The following is a 25,223-nucleotide window of genomic DNA, read 5'->3' on the forward strand; positions in this document are numbered from 1 at the left end:
ATCACGAATTGCCTGTTTTCACAATAGGAAATTATCGTTAAGATATTTCTGAAAACTCTCTTTATACTGCTCACTTACTGGAATATAAACATTCCCATCAAAAACGATCCGATTTCTCTCAACTGTCGAAATCTGATCTAAACTCACGATAAAAGAACGATGAACCCGCATAAATTTATCAGGAGCGAGAAAGCTTTCCAACTTCCTCATACTCATTAGGCTCATCACCGGTTTTTGATTTTGAAGATGAATACGAACATATTCGCGCATTCCTTCAACATATTTAATATCTGATAAATTAATACGGACAATTTTGTGTTCCGACTTAATGAAGAGAAACTTTTCATCAGCTTCGATCTCTGTATTTTTGGGCATCTGCAAATTAAACCATTCATTGGCTTTATTTACGGCTTTCAGGAAATCACTGTAACCAATTGGTTTCAACAAGTAATCCAATGCATCTACCCGAAAGCCTTCAATCGCATATTCACTATAGCCCGTTGTAAAAATAACCTTGGGAGGTTTGCTCAACGATTTCACAAAATCCATCCCGTTTAAATCCGGCATATTGATATCAACAAACATCAAATCAACTTCATGGTGTTGTACAAAATCCATTGCAGAAATTGCACTTTCAAATTCGGCAACAAACTCCAAAGAAGGTGTTTTCTGAATGTATCCCACAATTTGTTTCAGTGCCAGTGGTTCATCGTCTATGGCAATACACTTAATCATATTGGAATTGATAGATTTACAACGAATATATCCCGCTGATTATTAATTTCCAATTTATAACTATCCGGATAAAGCAGATCCAGTCTTTTGCGAATGTTTGCCAGCCCAATTCCTGAAGCTTTACTGGTGATTCCGGCACTGAAATTACTGTTCTGAATTTCAAAAATCAACTGTGAAGCATCCACTTTGATCGAAATATTTATAAATGACGGAGCATTATAACTTACCCCGTGTTTAAAGGCATTTTCAATAAAAGAAGTAAAAAGCATTGGCGGAATACCAAGCTCCGGCAAAGTCTCAGGTAACTCAAGATTAACTTTTACACGCTCCGGAAATCGAAGTTTCATTAAATCCACATAATGCTGCAGAAACTCAACTTCCTTTTTAAGCGATACTTTTTCATCCTCGGATTCGTAAAGCAAATGCCGCATCAACTTGGATAATCCAATAATTGACTCTTTCGCTTCGGGCGGATCAATATCTATTAACGCATGAATATTATTCAGGGTATTCATAAAAAAATGAGGACTTACCTGGTTTCGCAAAAAGGCAAGCTCACTTTTAACGTTTTCCTTTTCGAGTGTTTCCTTCTCCTGCTCCGATTTTGTCCATCTAAAAAATGAACGCAAACCAGTATCAAATCCCAAAATCAACATCGCAATCAAAAATGCATTCACATTGGGAGGCAAGCCCGCCGGATTCTGAACCGGACGATTTTGAACTCCCGGCATTGGCCGATCCGGGCGAAAACTTTCTGGTTGCAATCGTGGTGGTGGTTGTGGATGCTGAAGCTCCTCCATTCGTCCCAGCCGCTGACCAAGAGGCTCTTTTACTCTTATTTCAGCCATGATGAAAGTAAAAGAAACCAGTGTAAAAAAAGCTAATACAAAATACCACTGCTTCTTTTTCCGTAAGAAGAAAACGGGAACCAGCACAAAATGATTAGCTAGCGCCAACACTAGAAAAGGGAGCAGTCGTTGCCAATCGTGAAAAACCTTTTCCCACGCGAAATCATCAATAAAAATAATCGGAGCCGAAAAGATAATCAGCCAAAAGATGATTAAAATTAAATTCTCAGCTGCGTGAATTGATTTAGACCTTGCTTGGTTTTGCATAATTACAAATATAGAATTTTCCTGTGCTTTTATTCGAGATAGCCGACGACTTCCTCTGTGCGTGCCTGCACATGATTCTTCAACTGACCTACGGCTGCATCAAAATCTGCATCACCCGACAAAAAAGTATAGTTAGGTTGTTCCTCGTAAACATACTGTTTTAACAGCTCAAAATAACCTGAATAAATAGCATTCATCGTTGAAGGAACAAACACTTCATCCACAAACTGCTTCAGATACTTCTCATACTGCTGCTTATATTCCGGTACATCCACCAGGTAACGAATAAGCGGCCAGCCATTGCCCACTTCGTTTAAAGATAAACTAAGTGCCCCACCTTGTTTCCCATCTTGCAGAGCTTCATTATTATCCCATGGAATCCAGTAAAGAAGGTTGTTTTCCGGATTGTTATACAAATAGAAGTTGTGAGTCATTTTCCCATATGTATCCCAGTTTTGCATTGCATTATTAGCAGCCAACCATTTAAAGAAGACAGTGACGTCAAAAACTGTATTCAAATCGTTTTTCCAACGCTCTAAATCGGATGTTCTGGTAGAGCTGTTTAATGCTGTATACAAAGCAAACACGTCAGAATAATCTCCCTCATCCTCATTGTTTTTCTTTTCCATTTGTGATTCATTAAAAGTACCAATTGCAAAGCTGGCAGCACCTCCATCTGGCTTATACAGATTACCCGAATCATCGCCAAACTGGTTTTCCAAAACGGTATCATCCACCTCCTCAACCAGTGTATAAACGCCATAATATTGAGCACCTGAACCATGATCAACATATACCACACAAAACGCTGTTTGAGGCGATGCTATTCCAAAATCGAGAAAAAGATCAGAGGCCACTTTCTCTCTCATCATCGATCGATCTTCAAAGTTATTTTTCAGATTCAGTTGTTTAAAACCGTAAAAACGTTGGTTCTTTATTGCCGGATATTCATCTTCAAATTGATCAAAGTCGATTTTGAAAGAAAGCTTATTAATTCCCGCCCGGTAAGATGAACGCAAACTTGAATTTCCCTTATAACGAATTCCGACCTTATACCATTCTGTGTCATTGAAAAGCACAGAACAAGGGCCCCACACCGGATCGAAAGAACTTATTCCCATACCAGGACCGCTTGCTGGAGGACCAACGGGGGCACCTCCGGAAGATAGATTTTGAGACAAATCATTCTGCATTGTTTGCCAATCTTCCGGATCAATTTTGATATCAAACCGTAAGACCACATCTTGTTCAAAGACAATTTCATAGTTCGGATCCGTTGAGTTGGAATGTGTCGATTCACTCCAGTCAGGAGTTGAAATTTCTTCAGGAGCATCTAGTTCTGAATCATCAATAACCGGATCTTCTTTACAGGCAAAAACCAGCAAAAATCCCAAAATCAGATAGTAAGTAGTTCTAATTTTCATTTCAATCCCCTCCTAAAATAGTGTGGATAACAAATCATTATACGCATATTATAATTAAGAGATTTAACCGCTACTGTTCATTGAATCGCTGCTTCTTTTTGCATTTCGCATGTCTGTCCCGGTTATGCTGTTTTTGAAACATAGCCTGTTGTTCCTTTGTAAGAATAGAAAGTACTTCTCCTTCAAACTTTTCCTTTAAGGCATCCATTTCCGCACGTTGTTGATCATGCAATTTCCTTCCTTTCTCAAGCAACTGTTGAAAGTCTTTAACATGAGCTGTGCTGATTTCTTTAAACTGTTTGCTCTGATCTTCCGAAAGGTTAAGATCAACTGCCAAATGCTTCATCATTTCAACCAGGTGTAAGGTACCCGGAAGCATACGCGGTGGTCTTTGATCTGGCTGCTGTGCTTTCAATTGAACGGATAATGAAGTCAATACTATTATAATTGTGAAAATATTTGCTAATCGTTTCATGATATTCCTTTTTGATATTTATTGATTGATTTTATTTTGCATTGCGAACTAACCGCACGAAATTAGATATGCGAATGGCATCGCCTTGGGGACCATGTCCGTATGGATAGTCGCCTGGATCGCCAACCTTTGGATCACTGCGTTGAGCTCCTGCACCATGCACATCCTGCCATTGCCCGTTGAAATATCCCATGGCTCTTCCAAATGAGACATAAGCTCCACCACCATGTCCCTGGTGATTTGCATGGGTAGTCCCCGACCAGAAATAAGGATAATCTCTTTGACCGGCTTCGTTGGTAATTTCAGTGCAGTTGATCAGTGGATCAATTGCTGCGGAGTTGGTCGCTCCCGGTGCCCGAGAATAATCAACAATACTTTGCAACTCCTTTACACTTGGCAAGCGCCAATCTGAGTAGTCAGCAAACTCTTTACTTTCTGCATATTTTAATGCAACATCCCAGCTCATTCCCTCATCTGAATCATCTTTCATCCACATCAAGCCGGTTGCCTGATCGGTAATGGTTCCGTCGTTATTATCGACAAAATCGTTTTTACCGTATTCTTCATTTCCCCGAACGTAAAACACGTAAAACTTTTTGCCCTCCGGTTTCATCGGGTTTGTTCCTGTTGGGTAACCTTTAATTCGTCCATCGGCAAAGTTGACACCAAACATCAGATTGCCACCGCCAAAATTAGAATCGCCCACATCGAGGCTGGTGGTTGCAAATTGCGAATCGATGATGCGTTCACCGGCCGACTCGTCCCCATAAGCATAATTAAAATAGTTAGTGTCAATAAATGGAACCAGATCAGAAGCATAGCCCATGATGCCGCTGGGGTCTTCCCCACTAAAAAGAATCAGCGAGTAAAGTTCTTTGATGGATGGTAAACGCCAATCGTCATAATCCGCCAAGCCAAACGAAGAGGCGTTCGAAACAGCCTCACTTTGGGTTAACTTATCATCGTAATTGATCTTCCCATCTCCGTTTAAATCCGAACTTTTGCTCCACATCAAGCCGGTTACCATATCGGTAATGGTACCATCACCATTGTCTACATAACTAGGTTGATTGCCCGGATAATTGGCATTTTGCCCGTAGAAATCATCACCCACCGATTGCATATTAATCTCGGTATCTAGTCCATAAAAGGATGTTTGATTAGTTCCTACAATTGGGTAACCGTCAACTCCCGGTAAGTTCTCCTGAATTTGTTGGTTTTTATCCAGTTCGTCTGAATCCAAATTAGAACTCTCGCTACAGGCAGGGCTCGTTACTAAAAACAGAGCCATCAGCCTCATTAAAATAATTCCCATGCTTGGTAGTTTTTGTGTTTTCATGACTTTGATATAATTGTTCGACACAAACTTATACCAACCACCAATTTCACGAAAATTCAATCAACAAACCGGAAACCTTTATCACCGAATTGTGGTATTTGATCTACGAATATTTTGGGGAATATGTGTTAATGTTAGCACCTATTGTCAATTGAGCAGACTTTAAATAGCTTTATTAACGGCTATTATCTTCATACGATATTATTTGCAGGCTTTATATCTTTATTTATCAATCCATCGTTTAAATTCCCTTACTTTTTCCCTGCTCACAATTAAATCATAAATGGGCTTGGCGCTCTTCAGTCTAATTTTCAACCTACTTGACGAATAGCCCAGTATATCATTTATTTCGTTAATATTAACAATGCTGTTTCTATTGATTCTGAAAAATTTATCAGGATTAATTATTTCCTGTAAATTATCGAGAGAATAGTCGATTGCATAATCTTTATCCGCCACTGTTCTTAGAAATGTGGCTCGTTCCAAAATGTAAAAACAAGCAATTTCCTTATCCGGTATTGATTTATAACGATCGCCCACTTTAATCAGAAAACGATTTTTATATCCCTTGTTTAGTTCATTCAACAATTGCTTTATTACGTCATTATTTATTGAAGCATTGTAATGAATAGACTTAAACTTTTCGATAGCTCGGCGCAAACTAACTTCTTCAATGGGTTTTAACAAGTAATCCACACTATTAACCTTAAATGCCGAGAGCATAAATTCATTGTAAGCTGTTGTGAAAATAACAGGTATATCAATTTTCATTGTTTCAAACAACTCAAAACAGAGCCCGTCATCAAGCTGAATATCCATAAATATTAAGTCAGGATCGGCATGGCCCTGAAACCAATTTATGGTTGACTCCACAGACTGAGTAATCCCGATAACATTTATATCGGGATCAATGCTTTTTAAAAGGCCTACCAGACCTTCAACTGCCGGGTTCTCATTTTCTACAACTAAAACATTCATGCAATTAATGGTACTTTAACTATAAATTTTTCTTCCGATTCTGAAATAATAATTTCTTTGCCCGTGATCAACCGTACTCGTTCGTTCAGGTTATTAAGCCCTATTTTTGTTGAAACGATTTGAGTGGCCATTTTCTGTCTATTATTATCAACCACAATATATCCATCTTCCAGGTAAATATGAATTACCAATGGTTTTTCGGCAGTTGCCATGTTGTGTTTAATGGCATTTTCAACCAAAAGCTGTAAGGATACCGGCAATATTTCATGCACATATTCATTCTCCTTGATATCAATATTAAGGTCAATTTTTCCCTGGCTTCTTATTTGATGCATGTAAAAATAATCCCTTATAAAGTCTATTTCATCTTTCAACGCAATCTTTGTTTTGGTTGAATTTTCAAGGATATAACGATAAATAAGCGATAACTTCCCAACAAACTGGTTTGCTATATCAACCTCATTGTTTATCAGGGAAGTTAATGTATTCAAACTATTGAACAAGAAATGGGGGTTTACCTGGTTCTTTAAGGTTTCATTTTGGAAAATGAGGTTTTGTTCCCGAAGCTCGAACTCCCTTTTTAAGGATTGTTGCCAGGGCACAAAGAAAAACATGGGTGTTGCAAATATAAATCCGATGGCTGTTGTCTTTAAGGTGACCAGAAAAATAGTCAAGAACCAGTCCAGAGGTGGGATTTCATACCCCCGCAATAAATGAGATAAAAACAAATAGCTTAATACAACCAGTATTGTGGTAGCAATTGCAGCTAAATAAAACAACACCAAACGAAAAAGATAGATCCGAATAATATCTTTCCAGGTAGTTGCTTTATGTGAGGAACCGGTATCGAATTTTAAGATTTTATCAGATATCAAGGAAACAAGCTCAATTACGATACACATAACAATGAATGTATTTACAAGGAAATCACTATTCAGTTCTGCTTTAATTACTAATCCCCAAACAGGAGTAAATGCAGCACAAAAAAGAACAAACTTTACATGCTTTGCAATTCCTTGGGGTAAGTATAAATCTTTAATGCCACGTGTTTTCATAGTTTTAAACTTACTGGTTATTTATTGATTCTGAAAACTCATTTGAATGAGAAATAAATTCATTTCCCCAACTCACATTATTCTCTCTTAAGCCCCTAATTAAGGACACCATTATTACTGCAATTGATAAAGCTTTTGTTTTCATATCATTTTACTTTGGTTAAACATTGATTGCACCAAAATAAGCTCAATGACGAACCAATAGAAAAAATGAAATGCAGAACCGCCAAATCTCTGGGCTGAACTGGAAGATTGTCTTGTTTAAATAAAATCAGGCTTAGTTTCTTTAGCTAAATAGAACAACGGAACTAGGAGGTCAATCAAGTAATGAGCAAAGAAAATGCACCCGCAATGCAATTTATTAGCAATTGTCTTTATTCATTTTTAAAATCTAAGATATTCAATGAAAGCACAGAAAATGAATGTACCACTTTAATTCTAGATGTATATTTTGTCCATTTTGTCCCATTCAAATTATCAAGAATAAGCTCAGACCATTTATCCAAATCACCACTTTTTACATTAAAGTCAAACTCATGAGCAAGTTCGTTTCTCATTTGATTTATTCTCTTCAATGAATCAGCAACAAAGACTTGTTTCTGCTTATTAGCAATATTCAACTTTTCAAAAATGCATACTTTTCTATGAAATGAATAATTAGAACAGTTTTCAATTTTTTTATACATAAGCAAACTTTCAAGAACTTTTTCTAAAACTAAATGCCCCCTTAAGAGCAGAAGTTCATAATTTGACACGGATTCGAGATGGCACCATACAGCCCATTCAAATATGGGATTTATATCTGTCTCTTTATTTTTCCCCATATATCTTCACGTTCATTTTTAAAAGGGAATCCTTCATCAATTCTTTCATATAAAATTGAATCACCCTTTTTTATCTGAGTAGCTGTAAACCAATGGTTATCTTGTTTTCTAAACTTCAATTTTTGATTAAAGGCTCCATTCATCGCATTATATCTGAAATTAAAATTTGCCTCATCAATTTTTTCACTTAAATCGTATTGTCCAAGTAGCTTGGCTGTTTTGGGATGTAATTCCGTCAGATGAAAAGAATTCTTTCTGAAATAATCAATTGTTGGATTTATAATTTCAATTTCATCCAAATCAACAAATTGTGCATGGATATTATGCACTGTATATTCTCCTTTATTGATAAGTAAAATTACGTTTTGGTCTCCATTAAGATCTGAAAACTCAATACAGCAGTAGCTGTCTCCACCAGTTATATTTGAACTTATACTCTCAGATTGCAAATTAAGCTGATTCGTTAGCTCAATGTTTTGTTCCGATAATTCTAAATTCTTCTTTATCAATTCTCCGTTTAAAGAAGTCATTTGAATATTGTCAGTTATTAGTTTTTTATTTTCAATAGTCAATTTTTGGTTTAAAATAGCCTGGCTTTTTATTTTTTCATTAAAATCATTTGTCCTTACAAATATTAAGACACCACCAATGAATGAGAACAGCATTCCAAGTCCAATGAATAAATGTGGTAAATATTCTTTAATGATGTCCATCTTTTTCAAAGCTATTATTTTGTAATGTTCGTAATAAGTGAACGTTTAGTAACCGCTAACGTATGTTAAAGTCAAAAATATTAGATTTTTTCTATTTTATCGATAACACCTATAGAAGTATGCGGCTCAAATTTCTATTGCAAGTATCTTATCAGGTGTTCTTAAAGTTTCTAATATTATTAATTTTCTAAATTTCACCCAATTTACAAAATCAATCATTAAGTATTTTTATGATTAACTAATTTGGAAAGCTTATAAATGATTTCCTTTTCGGAGGTCTGCCAATAGTCATGGTACCTTCAGTATTCGTCATCCCGAACTTGTTTCGGGATCCCTGTCCTATGCTTATTAGATCTTGAAATAAATTCAGGATGACCTGACTTGAGACTATTGATACAGCTTTAAGGTCAGCAATCCGCTAAGCCGATAAACGGCTAACCGGCGAGACACCAAATACGGTCATACTTCTTATGGGAGTAGCAACAAACGAATAGGACTCTTTAAGTTAAATTCCCAATTTAAGGATCAAAACCATGCCATACAAAACGCTACTCAATAACTAATTTTGTGTTTTGTATTTCGCCACTGGAAAATTGAATTTTCACAAGGTACAAACCATTGGTCAATTGGCTCAAATTAAGCGACATGGAGGGAGAGTTAACATTCAATGAATTAATTCGCATCGTTCCATCAATTCCATATATAGCAATACTTGCAATGCTTTGAGTAGATTCAACGTATAAAATATCGTGGCAAGGATTTGGAAATACTCTGAATGAAGATTCTTTTATTTCAGAAACAGAGGTTGGTTCACTACCTAACATATTTTCATCGAGCCAGATTAATCGAAGATCGAGCCAGTGCTTCAACTTATCCAACTCTCCATAATAAGTATCTGGCAAAGTCCCTATTTCAGGAGCACCAACACGTTCACCTAATATGGGCCAGGTTTCATAATGCCGTTGCTGTGGAATATTCAACGTATGACGCACTGAATCAATGTAAGAAAAAATATTATCACGGCTAAGCACATTCTTACGTAGTTCAAAATACCGATGATGCAAATTATTGGCAAATGTTGGGTCTTGCAACAATCGGGACATCCACGAAGCAGGTGTTCCTCCCCATCCACAATCCTCAACTATGTAGGCCCAGCCCGATCCATCGGTATTTCTACAAAAACAAGTAGATGAGCCATCATACAGGTCTTTCATCGCCCAATCTAAATCCCATACCGGTCCGGCGTGAATTAAACCGCCAACTGCTCTATTGTCTTTATCAAAAAAAGAACTTTTTTTATAAGCATCAACATTACGGGATAACTCCCCAATAATAAAATAATCGTAAAATGAAGTAACATCAATATAAGCAGAGTAGCCTGTAAGTGGATCGGCAAATGAATTGCTGCTCAATACTTTTTCGAAGCTACTTATATAGTTTCTCAGGTATTCTTTCTGTTCATAGGTTATATCTTCGGGCTTAGGATACACATAAATAAAATTAACCCCGTAATCGCTATTCCAATTTAGGTCTCCTTTTGAATTATTGTCATGTTTGAAGATATATCCACCAGTATCATCTATCTTGTCTATTTTCTCAATATCAACCCGGTTTTTATCACGCTTAATTTTTTCCTGCAAAGTATAGATCCCTCTATATTCTCCATTTAAAATAACCTCGCAATGAAAGGAATGAGAAGCCCAGTGTCCCATTTCCTGAAATAAATTGTATGCTAAGGGTGCCCTTACAAATGTTTTATCATTGTAATTGGCTAGCAGTATCCAGTCATTTTCAGTAGGCAAACCCAGCAGCGAAATATTGAATGCATTCCCTAAAGCGTCTTTTGTTTCAATCCCATATGATTTTTGAGGTAGAGTAGCTGAAAAGCTACCTCTTATTTCGATGCCAATATTTCCCTCATATACAGGAATATCGGTCATTCGATTCATTTTACCTTCACCACGGTAAAATATTTTCATAGTAGCCGGTATCTTCGGTTCATCTTGAATAGCAATACCTTTCGTATCAATAACGACCAATGCTATCGATGTAGAATCAAGTGTTGTGGCCTTTACCAAAGGGTGAATAAATAAAACAAGGGCAATAAGAAGGAGAAAACTTTTCATCTTTAAAAATGTAATTTCCACGAAAATACATATTATAAGGGATTAGCTAATGTATAATTTGCAGGTATGATATCTGAAACTATAAAATATGAAGATTTAAGAGTTTCGATTTACAATGTTGTAGATCTTTTTTACCAGAATATTTTTACGAATTGGTTTTGAGATATAATCATCACATCCCTCAACCAAGGCTCTTTTCCGATCGGATTCCATCGCAAATGCAGTTTGTGCTATGATTGGTAATTCTGGTCTGAATTCTTTGATTTTTTTTGTTGACTCATATCCGTCCATCACCGGCATTCGAATATCCATCAGTACAACGTCAATATCCTGATTTTCCTCACAAAGTTTTATTGCATGCAGACCATTTGCAGCCCTAATAATATTGGCCTTATAATCAGATAACAATTCTCTCAGGTATATAAAATTGTATTGTTCATCTTCGGCAACTAAAATAGTTATGCCCGTAAGATCATACGTTTCAGTATTTTTCTCAACCAAACTTTTCATCTCAATTTTAACTAAAACATCACAATATACTAATCTTGATCAATTATCCAATAACTTTAAATCCGGAAACAAGTTATATTGAATTTTACAAACGCTTTCAAATAGATTAAAATTGTTTTAAACGTTCGTAGTTTACACCAGCTTTCATTCTATAATGAAGAGCGTCTAATGAATTCAAATGGACTTTTAATTCGTTTAAAATCATTGTTTAGGATCATCTCAGCTGCCAATTTTCCAATTTGGTCGTGATTGGTCGAAATGGTAGAAATACCGTCACAAAGTAATTCCTTCACGGGTGTCTCATTATAAGAAACAATCCCAATATCCTTTCCAGGTGTCCATCCCTTGAGCTTAATATTTTTAATCAGATCATACAGATTATTATCAGATATTACGATATAAGCTTCGTTCTTAACTATTTCGTCACCCTTCAATGAATCGAGAATTTCAAATTCAAAATTATTAACCTGGCAAAATATTTGAAATCCCCGGGTGATGTATGGAGAATAAAATTCTTCCTGAGGAAACACTAAATTCAAGCGTTTATAGTTCTTTAAAAGACCCAATGCCTCTCCCAGTGCTTGCTGAATATCTTTATCATACTCCTGATACACAACCGGGTAATTGTGTAATTCAGGAAGATTCTTGTCGATGATTAATACTTTTTCACGAGGAATTTTTTTAATAACCGTTGCAACGTCAGCATGCTCATTTCGAAAATGTGGAAGAATGACCAGATAGTCATATTGAGACTGATTGCTTTCAATAATTTGCTCAAATTCAAGAATATCATAATGATAGATGAATACGTCGACACTGGCCTTGCCCCCAAGTGTTTGAACGAATGAAGAATACAAACTTCTTTTATAATTACTCAACTTATTAAAAACCAGTCCGATTTTTATTTTTTTGCCTACGTTGGTTTTCTTCACATAGTACCCTTTCCCCCTAACTGAGGAAAGAACTCCTTTCTTTTTCAAATGTACATATGCTTTTTCAACAGTATCACGCGATAGAAGTAACTCCTCACTTGTTTCATTAATTGAAGGAATTCGCTGGCCTTGTTTAAAAATACCTGCCTCAATATCTGAAACAATCATATCTTCAACCTGCTTGTACTTAGGAACTTCTGATTCCGAATTAATTTTAGAGAATTGTACCATTCAAAAAGATTTTCGTACTCGAAAAATAAGAAAAAATACTGACTAAAATTAGTCTTCAGAAAAACGAGACAGCACCATAACCGGGAAATACTAGCTTGGTCAGAACCAGCGGTACCATATAATAGTTCCCGTATCAAAAAAAATGAGGTCTTCCTCCATTTTATAGAGGAGAAAACCTCATTTTCCCGTTATTTCAAGAAGTTATTCTACTTTCTTTTTGCAATTGCATCCAGGTATTCTTTCAGAAAATGTTGATCATTTTCATCAGAATCTCCATACTTTGCTCTCATTTCAGCCAAACGTTCGTGCATCATTTTTTGTACATCTGCATATGCCGGATCATCATAAACGCTATGCATTTCATTTGGATCTTCTTCCAAATCATACATTTCCCATTCATCAATATCATAGTAGAAATGCATTAATTTATATCGATCTGTCCTTACTCCATAGTGACGTTTCACCATATGGACAGATGGGTATTCATAATATGTGTAATATATTGCGTCTCTCCACTCTGAGCTTTCTCCACTCACAATCTTCCGAAACGACTTACCCTGCATATCATCGGGAATGTCAAGACCTGCGTAATCAAGGAATGTTGGAGCGAAATCTAGATTTTGAATTAATTCATCAACAACAGTTCCTGGTTTAATTTCCTTTGGATACTTCATTAATATCGGAGTACGAAATGATTCCTCATACATAAATCGTTTGTCAAACCAGCCATGCTCGCCAAGATAAAATCCCTGATCAGATGTGTACACTACGATTGTATTTTCTGCCAAACCGGCTTCTTCCAGATAGTCCAATACCTCTCCAACTCCATCATCCACTGATTTGATGGTGCGTAAATAATCTTTGATATAGCGATTATATTTCCATATGGCAAGTTCTTTACCTTTGAGTTTTGCAGCTTTCATTGCCTCATTCTTGGGCGTATAAGCGGCCAACCATTGCTCTCTTTGTTCATCATTTAAGCGTTCCAATTCTCTTGCGAAGCCAGTCGGATTTCCATCCGGATCTGTCCTCATTTTAAAATCATGTCCCCAGCCGGCATGCCCATCCACTTTCATTTCCTGCTCTTTGGCTGCCGTACCTCTTCCTTCATAATCATCAAAGAAAGTTGCTGGTGGGGTAAAGGTGGTATCATCATACAAAGTCAGGTATTTTGGGGCAGGCTTCCAATTTCGGTGTGGTGCTTTTTGGTGATACAGCATACAGAATGGTTTTTCCTGATCACGCTTATTTTTCAGCCAATCCAGAGCTGTTTCAGTGACAATTTCGGTGCAATAACCTTCCATTCTTTTCATTTCACCATTGACCAGAAAGTCCGGATTGTAATAATTTCCTTGTCCTTTTAAGACCATGGAAAAGTCGAAGCCCTGAGGAAGTCCATCCAAATGAATTTTACCGATCATTGCTGTTTGATAACCATTCCTGCGAAGAATTTTTGGGAAATTTTCTTGATCCCAGTTAAACGGTTGCATATTATCCACTTTTCCGTTAACAAAACTGTGTTTTCCTGTAAGCATCACGGCACGACTGGGCGCACAGATTGAATTTGTTACAAAACCTTTAGTAAATATAGCTCCTTCAGTAGCTATGCGATCAATGTTTGGCGTTTTATTTAGATTATGACCATAAGCGCTAATAGCCTGAAATGCATGGTCATCACTCATGATATACAGAATATTGGGCTTCTCAGGTTTCTTCTCAGTGCTTTGCTGACTGCACGAAACAAAACTGCCCCCAATGACAGTTAACAGACTCAATGATTTTAGGAGATTGGATTTCATAAGTTTGTAGGATTATAGTATTTAGGTTCAATCAAAGATACTCTTCATTCATAAGTGAACAATCAGTTAAACGTTGAAAGTATAAATAATATAAGAAAATGAAAAATTAAAATAATTCACCAATGTCCCTTCTTAACGATTAAGAGACATTGGTAAATTGAAAGCTTAGCTAATTTTAATCCAGAACTTCTTCAAACATTTTTATTGCAACAAATAAAACGCCTGCAGAGCCACGAAATGTACCTGAACCTTTTGGCTCATTGTTCACAGAGTACCATTCATAGAATCCCTTATTTTTCAATACTCTTTCCGTCATGGGCAGAAGTTGATCGTAGGCTTCCTGCAAAAAGCCATTAGCTATTAATTGTTGAATCATTCTTCCGCCAAACCAGGTCCAGTCTCCCCCATTCTGATACCCATATGGATACATCCCCGGATTCTTAAAAAAGCCTTCAGGATACACCGGATAAAGTGTTAACCCAATAGATGGAGCACCTGCTTCTTTTACTCTTAAAACCATTTCATCTATCGATGTTTTAATTTCTGCTCTGGTTAGGATTCCGGCTTCAATGGCAATTGCGGTCCCGCCAAAATAATAGATTTCACTTTCATTAAAATCTTCGGGAAAAGGAGAACCATTCAAATAAATGTGAGGTATAAACTTTTGGTTTTCCTCATCCCACAAGTATTTTCTGGTATTTGCAGCCAACTCATTACAAATCGGCTCCCACTTATCTTTCGTTTGAGGAGCAATTTCAATTAAATTTTTCAATGCGATAATCATCATCGCATTGTCATATATATCTATCGCCCGATGTGTATTTTCATCCAAATCAACTCCCCAACCGTGTTCCGGTTGAACATCTCCCCAGTCGGCAGTAGTTGCTCCCCATATTAAACCATATTTTTCGGCGTAACGTTGCTCAAGCAGATAGTCCATCGACCATTCAAGTCTTTCTAAAACTGATTTACCTCCGATGACTTCATCCAATATTGACTGATCATTGGTCGCCTTTATATATTTATAGACCGCTTGAACAAGGGAACTTTCCTGGTCAGTTTCAACGCTGTTTTTATGGCCCGCATAGCGTGGTTCCAAATCGCAGTATATAAAATCATATCTGATAACCGTGTCCTCGCGGGGTGTAAAACCGTCAATGATGTTTCCATCATCTCCCTGCATTCGAAAAAACACCAACAAATTTTCTTTTAGCTCGTCTGAAGGATATGCTTCTGCGGCCAGGTCAATAAAAGTATTGTAATCGCGAATCCAAACTTCACGATAACCGTCTCCGGCATTAAATCCGGTTTTTATAATTTCCAGAGCTCGCTCTTTGGTGTACGAAATAGACTCATTATTATCAAATTTTTGAGCTAATTCCTGCTTCAGCTTGTCGGCTTCATTTTGGCAGGAAGTTAAAATCAAAATGGAGAAAAGCAGTAACAAATAATTTTTCATAACATGTTAGTTTAGTGGTGTAAATTTCTCTTATTGTTAGCGTTTTATATCAATAGAATAAGTGAATTTATCGGCTTTATAAAAGCCAATATTATACTCCAGTGGACGGTCTCCGGGATCGAATACAAAACGTTCCCTCATAAGTACCGGATCACCTTGTTCAATTTCCAATCGTTTAGCTGTAATTTGAGATGCAGCCCTGGCTTTAATATTCTCCCTTGACAGTGATGGAACAATGTTAAAATCTTCCTCTAATAATTCATATAGAGGCCGCGAAAAGTTTTCATTGCCGGTTAATCCAATTCTGGGATGGAAATAACTTTCAAAATAGACAAAAGGTCCTTCGTCATCGCCACGAAGCCTACTAAGACGCAACACTTCTGTTCCTATTTCGATTTCAAAAAAAGACGAAATTTTTTCATCAACCTTCATCCATTCAACAGAAAGTAAATAATTCTTAAAATTGATACCACTTTCATTCATTTCCTGAGTAAAACTATGCCAGTGGTTCAAATGTGTGGTAACCAATTTTTGAGCAACTTTTGTCCCGATGCCTTTTTTCCTAATGAGAAGTCCTTCGTATTCCAGTTTATTGGTAGCTTGTCTTAAGGTATTTCTTGAGATTCCAAGTCGTTTTGCCAGGTCGATTTCTTTAGGTAAAAAAGCACCGTCTTTATATTCCGGCATCTCAATCATCTCTCTTAGAAGATTTTCAACTTGAGCATGTAATGGTATCGGACTTTTATGATCTATCTGTAATTTCATTTGTTCATATGTTTGAACATATAAAAATATGAAAAATTTCTAATCGATGAAATGATTCTCTAAAACAAAACTTTCAAGCTAAGCTATAAAATAGAAAAAGAGCTTCAAATAAATTGAAGCTCTTTTATAAAGCGGGAAAAGTATACCAATACCTTTTCTCTATCTAACTACTAATCAATTGATCTTGTTCCTAAACCATAAAACGTCATTTCAGTAAGCTGATGCGCTTTCTCGTTTCCGGTTTCTGTTTGAAGACAACGATATCTCACATAACGTACTTCAGGTCCTTCTGGGATATCTAATTCTAAAGTTTGCACTTTTGAATCTACCGGAGCACGGTAAAGTAATTGCCAGCCTTTAGCCTCAAACTCTTCTGCATCACTTGAACTTGTTTCAGCATCAGTAATATCCATTATTCCCCAAAATTCAACTAAAACAGGGTTATTTCCCGAATAATTATTTGGATCTCTTAATCCCAAATCGACTCTGGCGACATGAGTAATTACTCCTAAGTCAATGGTAATATGTGCAGGTGTACCGCCTGTATTATCACCTGAGTGATAACTTCCACCGTCACCAACCCAACCAACATTGTCAAATAAATATTGGTTTGGCTCATTATTGGTAGTTCCAGGTAGATCACTTGGCATGTGCATCAAATTATGTAGAGACTTATCCAATTCGATTGGTTCAATATCTTGTCCCCAGAAAGTCAATTCAGTAATTTGGTGTGCTCTCTCATTTCCAGTTTCGGTTTCGAGACAACGATACCTTATATAACGTACGCTTGGTCCAACAGGTAAATCAATTGTAAAACTCTCTTGTTTGGAATCAACACGTGAACGATTAAGTTTCGTCCATCCTTTAGCCACGAATTCAGCTTCATCACTACCGCTTGTTTCAGCATTTGTAATGTCGTCAATTCCCCATAATTCGACTTCAACCGGGTTATTCCCTGTGTAACCGACTCTCATTCCAACTTCGACTTTGCGAACGACTGCTTTAACACCTAAGTCAATTGTTATATGAGCTGGTGTACCCCCTGTGTTATCGCCAGAGTGATAACTTTCGCGATCACCAATCCAACCAATGCCATCGAATAAGTACTGGTTTGGCTCATTATTAGAAGTACCAGGTAAATCACTTGGCATCCATACCAAAGAATGGTAATTTTTATTTAGCTCACTGTATGGAGGCTCTGGAAGAAGTCTTTCAGTTACATCCAGATAAATGGTATCAAAACCAAGTTCACCGGAAATTACAGCTGATGAAATTTCCATATTACCTAATGGCTTCCAATTTTCAAGTTTAGTTTGAGAATCTTCAGCGTTTACAATAACCGTGGTCATTTCATCGTTGTTGTTCTCATATTTCAACTCAGTGAAAATTACAAATTCAGACTCTGCCTGATCAGCCCAATATACTAAGGTTTCTTCACCTTCTGGCTCAATTGTTGTAATCCGTCTTGTTTTTTGTGTTGATTTAAAGATATCACCAACAGCGCGTCCTCTGACGGTTTGCATAATTGATTCATTCCCCAGATCATCGGTTGTAAAAATTGAAAACTCATAGCTTCTTTCATCAAGACTATCTACGATCATTTCGAACGTTTCACTTCCATCTTTATCAATCGCAAACGTTTGGGATTGATCTTCCCAGGAAACAGTACATTCATTTGAATTTCCAAGAAACCGGGTAAAACCGATGATTTTAACCCTTTTGTATCCATTCAATACTTTAACAGAATCTAATTTCCCTGCATAAATTTTTTCCCCTTGCAGGTATTCTTCGTGAATGGAATCCATATCACTACAACCAAATGTGGTGACTAGAATTATCCCAACGAATAAAAATATATTTAAATATCTTGTTTGCATAATACGTTATTTTTAAAATTAAAAATCAAACCTCAATGGGTTCCATTACAACTCTTCTTGAGTGATTTCACCCCAGAAGGAAAGTTCTCCGATTACAGAAACAGTTTGCTCTCCCCAGGTTGCAATATTTTCAATTCTGATATATCGCACTTCAACCAGATTATCAACATCAAATTCAAAATCTTCACCTTTAGTCTGGAATTCAAGATCCTCAGTATTCGTCTGTCCAATTGGAAGTCCGGAAGGTTTAAATGAATAACAATCCTTCAATAAAGTCCAACCGGCATTTGGGTTATTCGCATCATATGGAGGCAGATCGTTAATATCCAAGGTTCCAAATATTTTAAAATGCTTTGGATTTCCGTGCTTGTATAGCTCACTACCTGTACGTTGATATAATTTAAATCGACTTAGTTTCGCTGTTGTGCCAAGATCAATTGTCAAGTGATGAGGTAATGGAATAAAATTAGTGTGTCCACAATTCCATTGACTGTTCCACTGTCCATCCCACATTTGACTCGCGCTAAATCCATACTCATCAAAACTGGTGTCACCACTAATTTTGAATACAGAGAATAAAGCTTTATCAAGGAATTCATCAGGAATTGGGGTTACCTCGAAGTACGTCAAATCTGATTGATTTCCCCAACGATCCTCAATATATACACCAAAACGTGTCTTTTTACTTTCATAACCGCGGAAACTGTATGCCCCAGATGGCTGACTGGTAAAGAATGATTCTCGGTAAACTAATTTATCCTGAATAGAATCATAAACCATTACATTTAAAGAAACTTCAGCTTCCAGTGGATTTTCATATGAAACTTTGATACCACCGTAATCAACTTCTCCGGTTACAGTTGGAAGTATTTGAATAACCGGAGGTTCAAGCGGTGTAATAGTTACATTTGTTGCTTCGGAAGTATTCTCACCTCTGTCAACTGCAAAAACTCCGACTGTATAATCACCAACTTCACCGATTCCTTCAATAAGTAAAGAATCAATAACCGAAGAAGCTTTCACTTCACGTTCTTTTCCATTATTATCCGTAAAAAGTGCTTTTACGTATAATAAATCTGCATCTGTTGGAGGATTATAATAAATAACTGCTCCTCCCGGTATATTAACCACTTCAGAAATGCTCACTTTTCCAGGAGCAATCCCATCGGAACCATAAGGATTGTGTGACTCTTCTTTACATCCGTAGAAAAGTACGATCCCAATCAACATTGATATTAATATATGATATTTCATGTGTTTATAATTTGTATTTAATTGCAAAATGGAACTCACCTGATTGTTTTATTTCTGTGTGTGTGCCGTGTTATCAAGGCTGATTTCATTTTTGCTAAATATTAATTGACTGAAATAATTCGTGTCTGTTTTATAAGACTACCATCCAGGACTTTGAACCAGATTCGGGTTACGAAGCATTTCATCCTGACTGATTGGCCACAAATAATCTTTCACAAGGAAATCGCGATAGTAGATATTTTTAACCTGATAAAAATCTTTTGTTTCTCCTGAGAAGATATTCCAACCGCGTATTGGCTTATTGAAATAGTCACCCGCTAATTTCCATCGACGTAAATCCCAGTAGCGATGCCCTTCAAAAGCTAATTCAACAAGTCTTTCGTGTCTAATAATATCACGCATTCCCTCTTGAGTAGTTGGCTTATTTGGGTATTTAGAGTATTGTGCCCAGGTAGATACCAAATCAGAACCTATATCCAAACCAGCCTTGTGACGTACACGCTGAATATATTCATATACTTCTTCATCCGGACTGCTTTTCACCTCATTTAAAGCCTCAGCATACATTAGGTATAAATCACTCAATCGAATAATTGGGAAAGTATATGGCTCAACAGTTTGAGTATTCTCAGTAATTACATTCTCATAATTAACCAGTTTTTTGGTGAAATATCCTGTAATCGAATAAATTTCAAATCCGCTTTTCCCAGAGAACTGACCTAGTTTTGCATTCAGGTATGGAATCTCCTCTACATCTTCGGTTTCCATAGAGAACCATTTCCCACCATCAAATCCAACAGAAGCATAAAAGCGTGGCTCACGATATGTGTGTAACTTAGCAGTCGTATAATAATTCTGAATTTTGTATTTATGGTCTTCTGCTATTTCATCCTGAACTAGAACGGTGTTGTAGCGATCATTGTAATCCCAGCTAGCATCTTCATCAATTGGCACACCATTTACGGTGTAGAAATCCTCAACCATATTTAGCGTTGGGGCATGTGATTTTTTAGTGTAATTAAACTGAGCATTGTGATCTCCTGTCCACCGAGGTTGACACCAGTTTTGAAGAGCTGTTGTCCAATTATCACCAACTCCAAAAATCAGTTCAGAATTAAAACGGTCGGTAATCGTTGCACGCATAGTAAGTTCATGTCTTACTTCAGGAGTAATTTCACCAATTGGTAATAAATCAGTGAATGAATATAAGGCATGTCCAGCACTTTCAGCAGTTAAGATCGCATCCAAACACGCGTCTTTTGCTGCAACCCATTTTTCTGGGCTAAAAGTTGTATTAATCAACTCATTGCCATCTGCATCACTATATCCGGCATAATCAGTATTCCCATTAAATAATGGACTTGCTGCAAGCATTAATACTTTTGCTTTAATTGCTTTTGCTGCGGGTAAAGTGATTCGACCATTCTCAGTATGAATAAATTTAATATTCTCAGGTAAAGCTTCACTGTCAATTGCTTCATCCAAAAGAGAGACGATGTATTCGACCACTTCATCCACCGGCCTACGCACCACATATGTCTCTTCAGAACTTGCATCAACTGCAATGTTTTTATCAACAATTGGAATTGGACCATACATTCTCATTAACCAAAAATGGAAATAAGCCTTCAGTGTTTTCACTTCTGCGATCCATCTGTTTTTCTCGTTTAAATCGAGGCCTGGAATATCTCTGATACTTTCCAAAAATATATTACAATCACGAATACTCACGAACATGTTATAAGCACCTCTTCCACCTTCCCAATAGTTCAGGTAAGGACTTTGTGCATTTTGCATGCCTTTTGCCAAGCGCAAGCTTGTTTCGTTATTCATGTAAAAGTCATTCTCAGCATAATACCATATTTCGTCTCCTGCAACCAATGGAAAATTTTGTTCAGGATTTGCATGTTCAGGAATATAACTATAGCAGGTGGCCAGGTATTTTTCAGCCGATGCTCTGGTGTTAAAAGCAAGTTCGATAGTTGCTACATTGTCGGGGACTATATCCAAATAGGAGTCGCACGCGGCAATATAAAATACGAGTATAATTAGTATATATCTTTTCATAGCTCTGTTTTAAAAATTAACGTTTACACCAAGGTTAAATACGCGTTGAATTGGGTAACCTAAACCATTACCTCCCATTTCAACATCCCATAGTTTAAAACCACTAAAGGTTAACAAGTTGGTTCCACTTAAATAGAAACGCATAGAAGAAATTCCAACTTTCTCCGATAGTTTATTTTCCGGAACTGTATAACCAAGTTCTACTGATTTTAACCTTAGGAAAGCACCATTCTGCATAAACCATGTACTTGTCTGACGGTTGTTATCGACAATCTGGTCAGACAAGCGAGGCCACGCAGCATATAAATTCCTATTATCTTCTGACCAGTGATCATCTGCCCATACTTGCAACAAAGCATTGTTTCCAATTTTGCTATTCCATTCACCACTTTGTGACTGATCATTAATATCAATAAATGGAGATGTTTTATAGGTGTCAATAAAGAATGAAGACCTTGCTGACCCTTGGAAGAAGAAAGAAAAATCGAATCCTTTATAACCGGCAGAAGCACCAAAACCATAAATTATTTCCGGATCGGTTGGGTAACCAATTGGCACCATATCATTGTAATCAATCCGACCATCATCGTTAATATCTTTGTACTTAATATCACCCGCCATATATTCACCAAAAGTTTGCACCGGAGAATTAGCAATATCTGCTTCATCAACAAACAAACGTTCAGCAATAAAACCATAAGGTTGATTTAAAGACTGACCAACTCTTGATCTCCATGGTAATCCAGCGCCTACATAATCCAATTCTTCATACACTTCAAATTTACTGGTTGCATAAGTCACGTTACCACGGCCCATAATCCAAAAATCATTTGTGAAGTTATGCTGAAAGTCAACAGATGCTTCAAATCCATGAGAAGAAGCCTCTCCAATATTTGCTCTTAAAGGAACCTGCAATCCCATTGAAGAAGGAACCTGAGATCTGTTCATCAGGATATTTGAGCGATATTCGTAAAAATAATCAGCTTGAATCTCTAATTTATCGAATAAACCAATTTCAAGTCCGATATCTGTCATACGAGCTTTTTCCCACGAAATTTGGTCATTGCTATAACGGTCAATACTAATACCAGGAATGTATTCACCATAATTCTGTCCAAAAACAGTTCCCAAACCACCATTATTCATGTTCACCTGAGAGATGTAGAAGAAGCGGTCATCTTCACTACCAATAGCATCGTTACCAACTAAACCGTGAGTAGCTTTTAGTTTAAATTTGGTAAATACATTGCTTAATGGTTTCCAAAATTCTTCGTTCGACATGATCCAACCAATCCCCATTGATGGGAAAAAGCCAAATCTCTCTTTCGCAGCAAAACGTTCAGATCCATTGTAACCAAAGTTTAACTCAGCAAAGTAACGGCTGTCGTATGCATAAGTAAAACGACCTGAAAGACCGATATTACGGTATGGCAATGATTTTTGCAAGCTACCGGCATTGGCAAGCTTTAACTCACGCATAATTGCAACCAACATACCACTTACGATATGCTTTTCGTTATATGTTCTTTGGTAGTTAGCTGCTCCCTCAAAATAAAACGAAGTTTTAATTGATTTGTCTCCTTCATTATACTGAAGATACTCAGTACCTCCATCAGGATTTAATTCAGCTAATGCATATTTATCAATCCCGGCATCATAATTCGCCAACGAATAATAAAATGGGTTATATGCCCGGTTCACACTGAAAAAAGATTCGCGAGTTGTATTACCCATCGCTCGTACAGATAGTCCTTCAGTAATAAAATCCAAGTCTTGTTTCAACTCAACACTTGCCAATATATTACTGCGGCTTTCATCTTTATATCCTTTTACCATATCAGCATATGGATTTAGATAGTCGCCATACTGTCCTGTGTTCCCGAATAGAATATGCTGTGAAAATTCGTTTTCTGCATCAGGTGCATAATATCTTGGATACAATACCGGGTTTGTTTGTAAAGCTTTTCTAAACAATGTTTCACCACCGTCAATAGGTCCGTTGTAATCATCAAAGTTTCCGTTAAAACGAACAACCATCTCTGTAGTTTTAGTTACATTGATGTTTACATTTGAACGAAGTGAAATGCGATTAAACTTTACGTTATTATTGAAATCGTTTCGTTTGTCTACTTTCAAAATACCATTATCGGTATTAACGGTACTAGCCAGGTAGTATCTTGCCACTTTTCCACCACCGCTTAAGTTAAAGTTTAAACGGTCATTGATCGCGTGATTGCTAAACATTTCATCGAACCAATCAACTGCAGGATACGCATATTCGTTTCTTCCCGGCTGCTGTGTCATTTTTATTTTTTCCAATGAATAAGCACGTCCACCAAGAGGATCTCTGGTTAAAATTGCTTCATTGTGCATTTGCATATAGGTAATTGGATCTGCAATATCCACCATTTGAGTAGGTGTAGATACTGATTTTTCATACCGTATATTTAATCTCGCAGGTCCTTCCGTACCTTCCTTGGTAGTAACCAGGATAACACCATTTGCTCCACGCGCACCATACAAGGCTGTAGCTGTCGCATCTTTCATAATCGAAAAGCTAGCAATATCATCCGGTTGCAGGCGTGCAAGATCAGTGGTAGACAATTCAATCCCATCGATAAGGATTAGGGGTGACTTTTTGTACCCGAAAGTAGTTACACCGCGTACGAAGAACTCCGCGTTGTCTTTTCCAGGCTCACCACTTCGTTGGTACGAAATAATTCCGGGCATACGACCCGCCAAAGCCGTTGTCAGGTTACTCGCCGGAATTTTTAACTCCGAAGGTTTCACAGTTGAAATAGAAGCAATAACGCTTTCTTTCTTCTGCTTACCAAAAGCAACAACAGTAATGTCGTCAAGCTCCTGTGTTTTATCACTCAAGGTTACATTGACGGTGTTTGAGTTAACGACATCAATAACCTGGCTTTCCATCCCAATAAAAGAAAATACCAGTTTACTACCTGGATCAACTTCAATGGAATAAGAACCGTCGTCATCGGTAATCACACCTTTTGATGTACCCAACACGGTAATTGTAACTCCGGGAAGAGGCTTACCGTCAACATCCGAAACTTTACCTGACACTTTATTGGTTTGTTGTGTTGTTGAAGGTTTAGACATCAACATGATGCTTGTTCCTTCCATCGCATAAACTATATCAGTTTTGCCAAACACATCCAATAAAACAGCAGCAACTGCCTTGTCTTTTACACCAACTGAAACCTCGCGCTTTACGTCGATTTCAGAAGCATTGTATACAAACAGATAGTCTGTTTGATTTTCAATTTCATCGATCACTTTAGCGATCGAAACATTTTTCATATCCAATGAAACCTTCGAGACCTGTGAGCTCACATTAGTCGCGAAAACGCCGGATACAAAAAGCACAAGCAATAAACATGTTACTTTCATCCTACGAATCAGTCGATAAGTTAGATCATAAAATTCTTCGCACAAATAATTTTTCATAAATTTGTCCTTCAAAGTGGTTAATACTTATTTTAGAAAATGGGAAATAGGGTATTGACTATATAACCGGTAGGTGT

General features: G+C 37.1%; 19 protein-coding genes. All 19 read right to left on the reverse strand.

The genetic code is table 11. The features are described from left to right. Positions 1 to 18 precede the first annotated feature (18 nt). Entirely contained in the window at positions 19 to 735 is a 717-nt protein-coding gene (locus ACUNWD_RS09725) for a LytR/AlgR family response regulator transcription factor (RefSeq protein ID WP_445587607.1), read from the reverse strand. After that, positions 732 to 1,850, reverse strand: a complete 1,119-nt coding sequence (locus ACUNWD_RS09730) for a sensor histidine kinase (protein ID WP_445587608.1) — start codon at positions 1,848 to 1,850, stop codon at positions 732 to 734. Before ACUNWD_RS09730 ends, ACUNWD_RS09725 begins: the two co-directional genes overlap by 4 nt. A gap of 29 nt (positions 1,851 to 1,879) precedes the next feature. Continuing rightward, complete coding sequence (locus tag ACUNWD_RS09735) at positions 1,880 to 3,274, reverse strand: CotH kinase family protein (protein ID WP_445587609.1); 1,395 nt, start codon at positions 3,272 to 3,274, stop codon at positions 1,880 to 1,882. Positions 3,275 to 3,344: 70 nt separating this feature from the next. Then, positions 3,345 to 3,749 carry a hypothetical protein gene (locus ACUNWD_RS09740; protein WP_445587610.1) on the reverse strand — a complete coding sequence of 135 codons (405 nt, stop codon included), beginning with the start codon at positions 3,747 to 3,749 and terminating at the stop codon, positions 3,345 to 3,347. A 31-nt stretch (positions 3,750 to 3,780) separates the two neighbouring features. Further along, positions 3,781 to 5,088 (reverse strand): Lcl C-terminal domain-containing protein, encoded by a 1,308-nt coding sequence (locus tag ACUNWD_RS09745; protein ID WP_445587611.1) that lies wholly within the window; start codon positions 5,086 to 5,088, stop codon positions 3,781 to 3,783. Positions 5,089 to 5,310: 222 nt separating this feature from the next. Beyond that, the gene (locus ACUNWD_RS09750) at positions 5,311 to 6,066 is read right to left on the reverse strand and encodes a LytR/AlgR family response regulator transcription factor (protein WP_445587612.1); all 756 of its coding nucleotides are present in this window, start codon (positions 6,064 to 6,066) and stop codon (positions 5,311 to 5,313) included. Beyond that, complete coding sequence (locus ACUNWD_RS09755) at positions 6,063 to 7,121, reverse strand: sensor histidine kinase (protein WP_445587613.1); 1,059 nt, start codon at positions 7,119 to 7,121, stop codon at positions 6,063 to 6,065. The genes ACUNWD_RS09750 and ACUNWD_RS09755 overlap by 4 nt, the downstream gene beginning before the upstream one ends. A gap of 374 nt (positions 7,122 to 7,495) precedes the next feature. After that, a complete protein-coding gene (locus ACUNWD_RS09760; RefSeq protein ID WP_445587614.1) occupies positions 7,496 to 7,945 on the reverse strand; it encodes a hypothetical protein in 450 nt (149 codons plus the stop codon). Further along, positions 7,918 to 8,658 carry a hypothetical protein gene (locus tag ACUNWD_RS09765; RefSeq protein ID WP_445587615.1) on the reverse strand — a complete coding sequence of 247 codons (741 nt, stop codon included), beginning with the start codon at positions 8,656 to 8,658 and terminating at the stop codon, positions 7,918 to 7,920. The genes ACUNWD_RS09760 and ACUNWD_RS09765 overlap by 28 nt, the downstream gene beginning before the upstream one ends. A 548-nt stretch (positions 8,659 to 9,206) precedes the next feature. Continuing rightward, on the reverse strand, positions 9,207 to 10,784 hold the full coding sequence (locus tag ACUNWD_RS09770) for a CotH kinase family protein (RefSeq protein WP_445587616.1): 1,578 nt from the start codon (positions 10,782 to 10,784) through the stop codon (positions 9,207 to 9,209). Between the two features lie 96 nt (positions 10,785 to 10,880). Continuing rightward, a complete protein-coding gene (locus tag ACUNWD_RS09775; protein WP_445587617.1) occupies positions 10,881 to 11,294 on the reverse strand; it encodes a response regulator in 414 nt (137 codons plus the stop codon). A 149-nt stretch (positions 11,295 to 11,443) separates the two neighbouring features. Then, on the reverse strand, positions 11,444 to 12,457 hold the full coding sequence (locus ACUNWD_RS09780) for a GntR family transcriptional regulator (protein ID WP_445587618.1): 1,014 nt from the start codon (positions 12,455 to 12,457) through the stop codon (positions 11,444 to 11,446). A gap of 206 nt (positions 12,458 to 12,663) precedes the next feature. After that, positions 12,664 to 14,256 carry a sulfatase family protein gene (locus ACUNWD_RS09785; RefSeq protein ID WP_445587619.1) on the reverse strand — a complete coding sequence of 531 codons (1,593 nt, stop codon included), beginning with the start codon at positions 14,254 to 14,256 and terminating at the stop codon, positions 12,664 to 12,666. Between the two features lie 175 nt (positions 14,257 to 14,431). Continuing rightward, on the reverse strand, positions 14,432 to 15,715 hold the full coding sequence (locus tag ACUNWD_RS09790) for a hypothetical protein (RefSeq protein WP_445587620.1): 1,284 nt from the start codon (positions 15,713 to 15,715) through the stop codon (positions 14,432 to 14,434). 36 nt (positions 15,716 to 15,751) lie between these two features. Then, complete coding sequence (locus ACUNWD_RS09795) at positions 15,752 to 16,480, reverse strand: GntR family transcriptional regulator (protein WP_445587621.1); 729 nt, start codon at positions 16,478 to 16,480, stop codon at positions 15,752 to 15,754. 170 nt (positions 16,481 to 16,650) lie between these two features. Next, entirely contained in the window at positions 16,651 to 18,357 is a 1,707-nt protein-coding gene (locus tag ACUNWD_RS09800) for a DUF4998 domain-containing protein (protein WP_445587622.1), read from the reverse strand. A gap of 45 nt (positions 18,358 to 18,402) precedes the next feature. Next, the gene (locus ACUNWD_RS09805; RefSeq protein WP_445587623.1) at positions 18,403 to 19,611 is read right to left on the reverse strand and encodes a DUF5000 domain-containing lipoprotein; all 1,209 of its coding nucleotides are present in this window, start codon (positions 19,609 to 19,611) and stop codon (positions 18,403 to 18,405) included. Positions 19,612 to 19,749: 138 nt separating this feature from the next. Then, positions 19,750 to 21,678, reverse strand: coding sequence for a RagB/SusD family nutrient uptake outer membrane protein (locus ACUNWD_RS09810; protein ID WP_445587624.1), 1,929 nt, complete (start codon positions 21,676 to 21,678; stop codon positions 19,750 to 19,752). A 9-nt stretch (positions 21,679 to 21,687) separates the two neighbouring features. Then, on the reverse strand, positions 21,688 to 25,146 hold the full coding sequence (locus tag ACUNWD_RS09815; protein ID WP_445587625.1) for a TonB-dependent receptor: 3,459 nt from the start codon (positions 25,144 to 25,146) through the stop codon (positions 21,688 to 21,690). Positions 25,147 to 25,223 lie beyond the last annotated feature (77 nt).

This window comes from Sunxiuqinia sp. A32, from assembly GCF_052690465.1.

What these genes read in the sequence shown, in the direction of transcription:
- ACUNWD_RS09725 (WP_445587607.1), bottom strand. Translation starts at nt 735, where the DNA reads ATGATTAAGTGTATTGCCATAGACGATGAACCACTGGCACTGAAACAA.
- ACUNWD_RS09730 (WP_445587608.1), bottom strand. Translation starts at nt 1,850, where the DNA reads ATGCAAAACCAAGCAAGGTCTAAATCAATTCACGCAGCTGAGAATTTA.
- ACUNWD_RS09735 (WP_445587609.1), bottom strand. Translation starts at nt 3,274, where the DNA reads ATGAAAATTAGAACTACTTACTATCTGATTTTGGGATTTTTGCTGGTT.
- ACUNWD_RS09740 (WP_445587610.1), bottom strand. Translation starts at nt 3,749, where the DNA reads ATGAAACGATTAGCAAATATTTTCACAATTATAATAGTATTGACTTCA.
- ACUNWD_RS09745 (WP_445587611.1), bottom strand. Translation starts at nt 5,088, where the DNA reads ATGAAAACACAAAAACTACCAAGCATGGGAATTATTTTAATGAGGCTG.
- ACUNWD_RS09750 (WP_445587612.1), bottom strand. Translation starts at nt 6,066, where the DNA reads ATGAATGTTTTAGTTGTAGAAAATGAGAACCCGGCAGTTGAAGGTCTG.
- ACUNWD_RS09755 (WP_445587613.1), bottom strand. Translation starts at nt 7,121, where the DNA reads ATGAAAACACGTGGCATTAAAGATTTATACTTACCCCAAGGAATTGCA.
- ACUNWD_RS09760 (WP_445587614.1), bottom strand. Translation starts at nt 7,945, where the DNA reads ATGGGGAAAAATAAAGAGACAGATATAAATCCCATATTTGAATGGGCT.
- ACUNWD_RS09765 (WP_445587615.1), bottom strand. Translation starts at nt 8,658, where the DNA reads ATGGACATCATTAAAGAATATTTACCACATTTATTCATTGGACTTGGA.
- ACUNWD_RS09770 (WP_445587616.1), bottom strand. Translation starts at nt 10,784, where the DNA reads ATGAAAAGTTTTCTCCTTCTTATTGCCCTTGTTTTATTTATTCACCCT.
- ACUNWD_RS09775 (WP_445587617.1), bottom strand. Translation starts at nt 11,294, where the DNA reads ATGAAAAGTTTGGTTGAGAAAAATACTGAAACGTATGATCTTACGGGC.
- ACUNWD_RS09780 (WP_445587618.1), bottom strand. Translation starts at nt 12,457, where the DNA reads ATGGTACAATTCTCTAAAATTAATTCGGAATCAGAAGTTCCTAAGTAC.
- ACUNWD_RS09785 (WP_445587619.1), bottom strand. Translation starts at nt 14,256, where the DNA reads ATGAAATCCAATCTCCTAAAATCATTGAGTCTGTTAACTGTCATTGGG.
- ACUNWD_RS09790 (WP_445587620.1), bottom strand. Translation starts at nt 15,715, where the DNA reads ATGAAAAATTATTTGTTACTGCTTTTCTCCATTTTGATTTTAACTTCC.
- ACUNWD_RS09795 (WP_445587621.1), bottom strand. Translation starts at nt 16,480, where the DNA reads ATGAAATTACAGATAGATCATAAAAGTCCGATACCATTACATGCTCAA.
- ACUNWD_RS09800 (WP_445587622.1), bottom strand. Translation starts at nt 18,357, where the DNA reads ATGCAAACAAGATATTTAAATATATTTTTATTCGTTGGGATAATTCTA.
- ACUNWD_RS09805 (WP_445587623.1), bottom strand. Translation starts at nt 19,611, where the DNA reads ATGAAATATCATATATTAATATCAATGTTGATTGGGATCGTACTTTTC.
- ACUNWD_RS09810 (WP_445587624.1), bottom strand. Translation starts at nt 21,678, where the DNA reads ATGAAAAGATATATACTAATTATACTCGTATTTTATATTGCCGCGTGC.
- ACUNWD_RS09815 (WP_445587625.1), bottom strand. Translation starts at nt 25,146, where the DNA reads ATGAAAAATTATTTGTGCGAAGAATTTTATGATCTAACTTATCGACTG.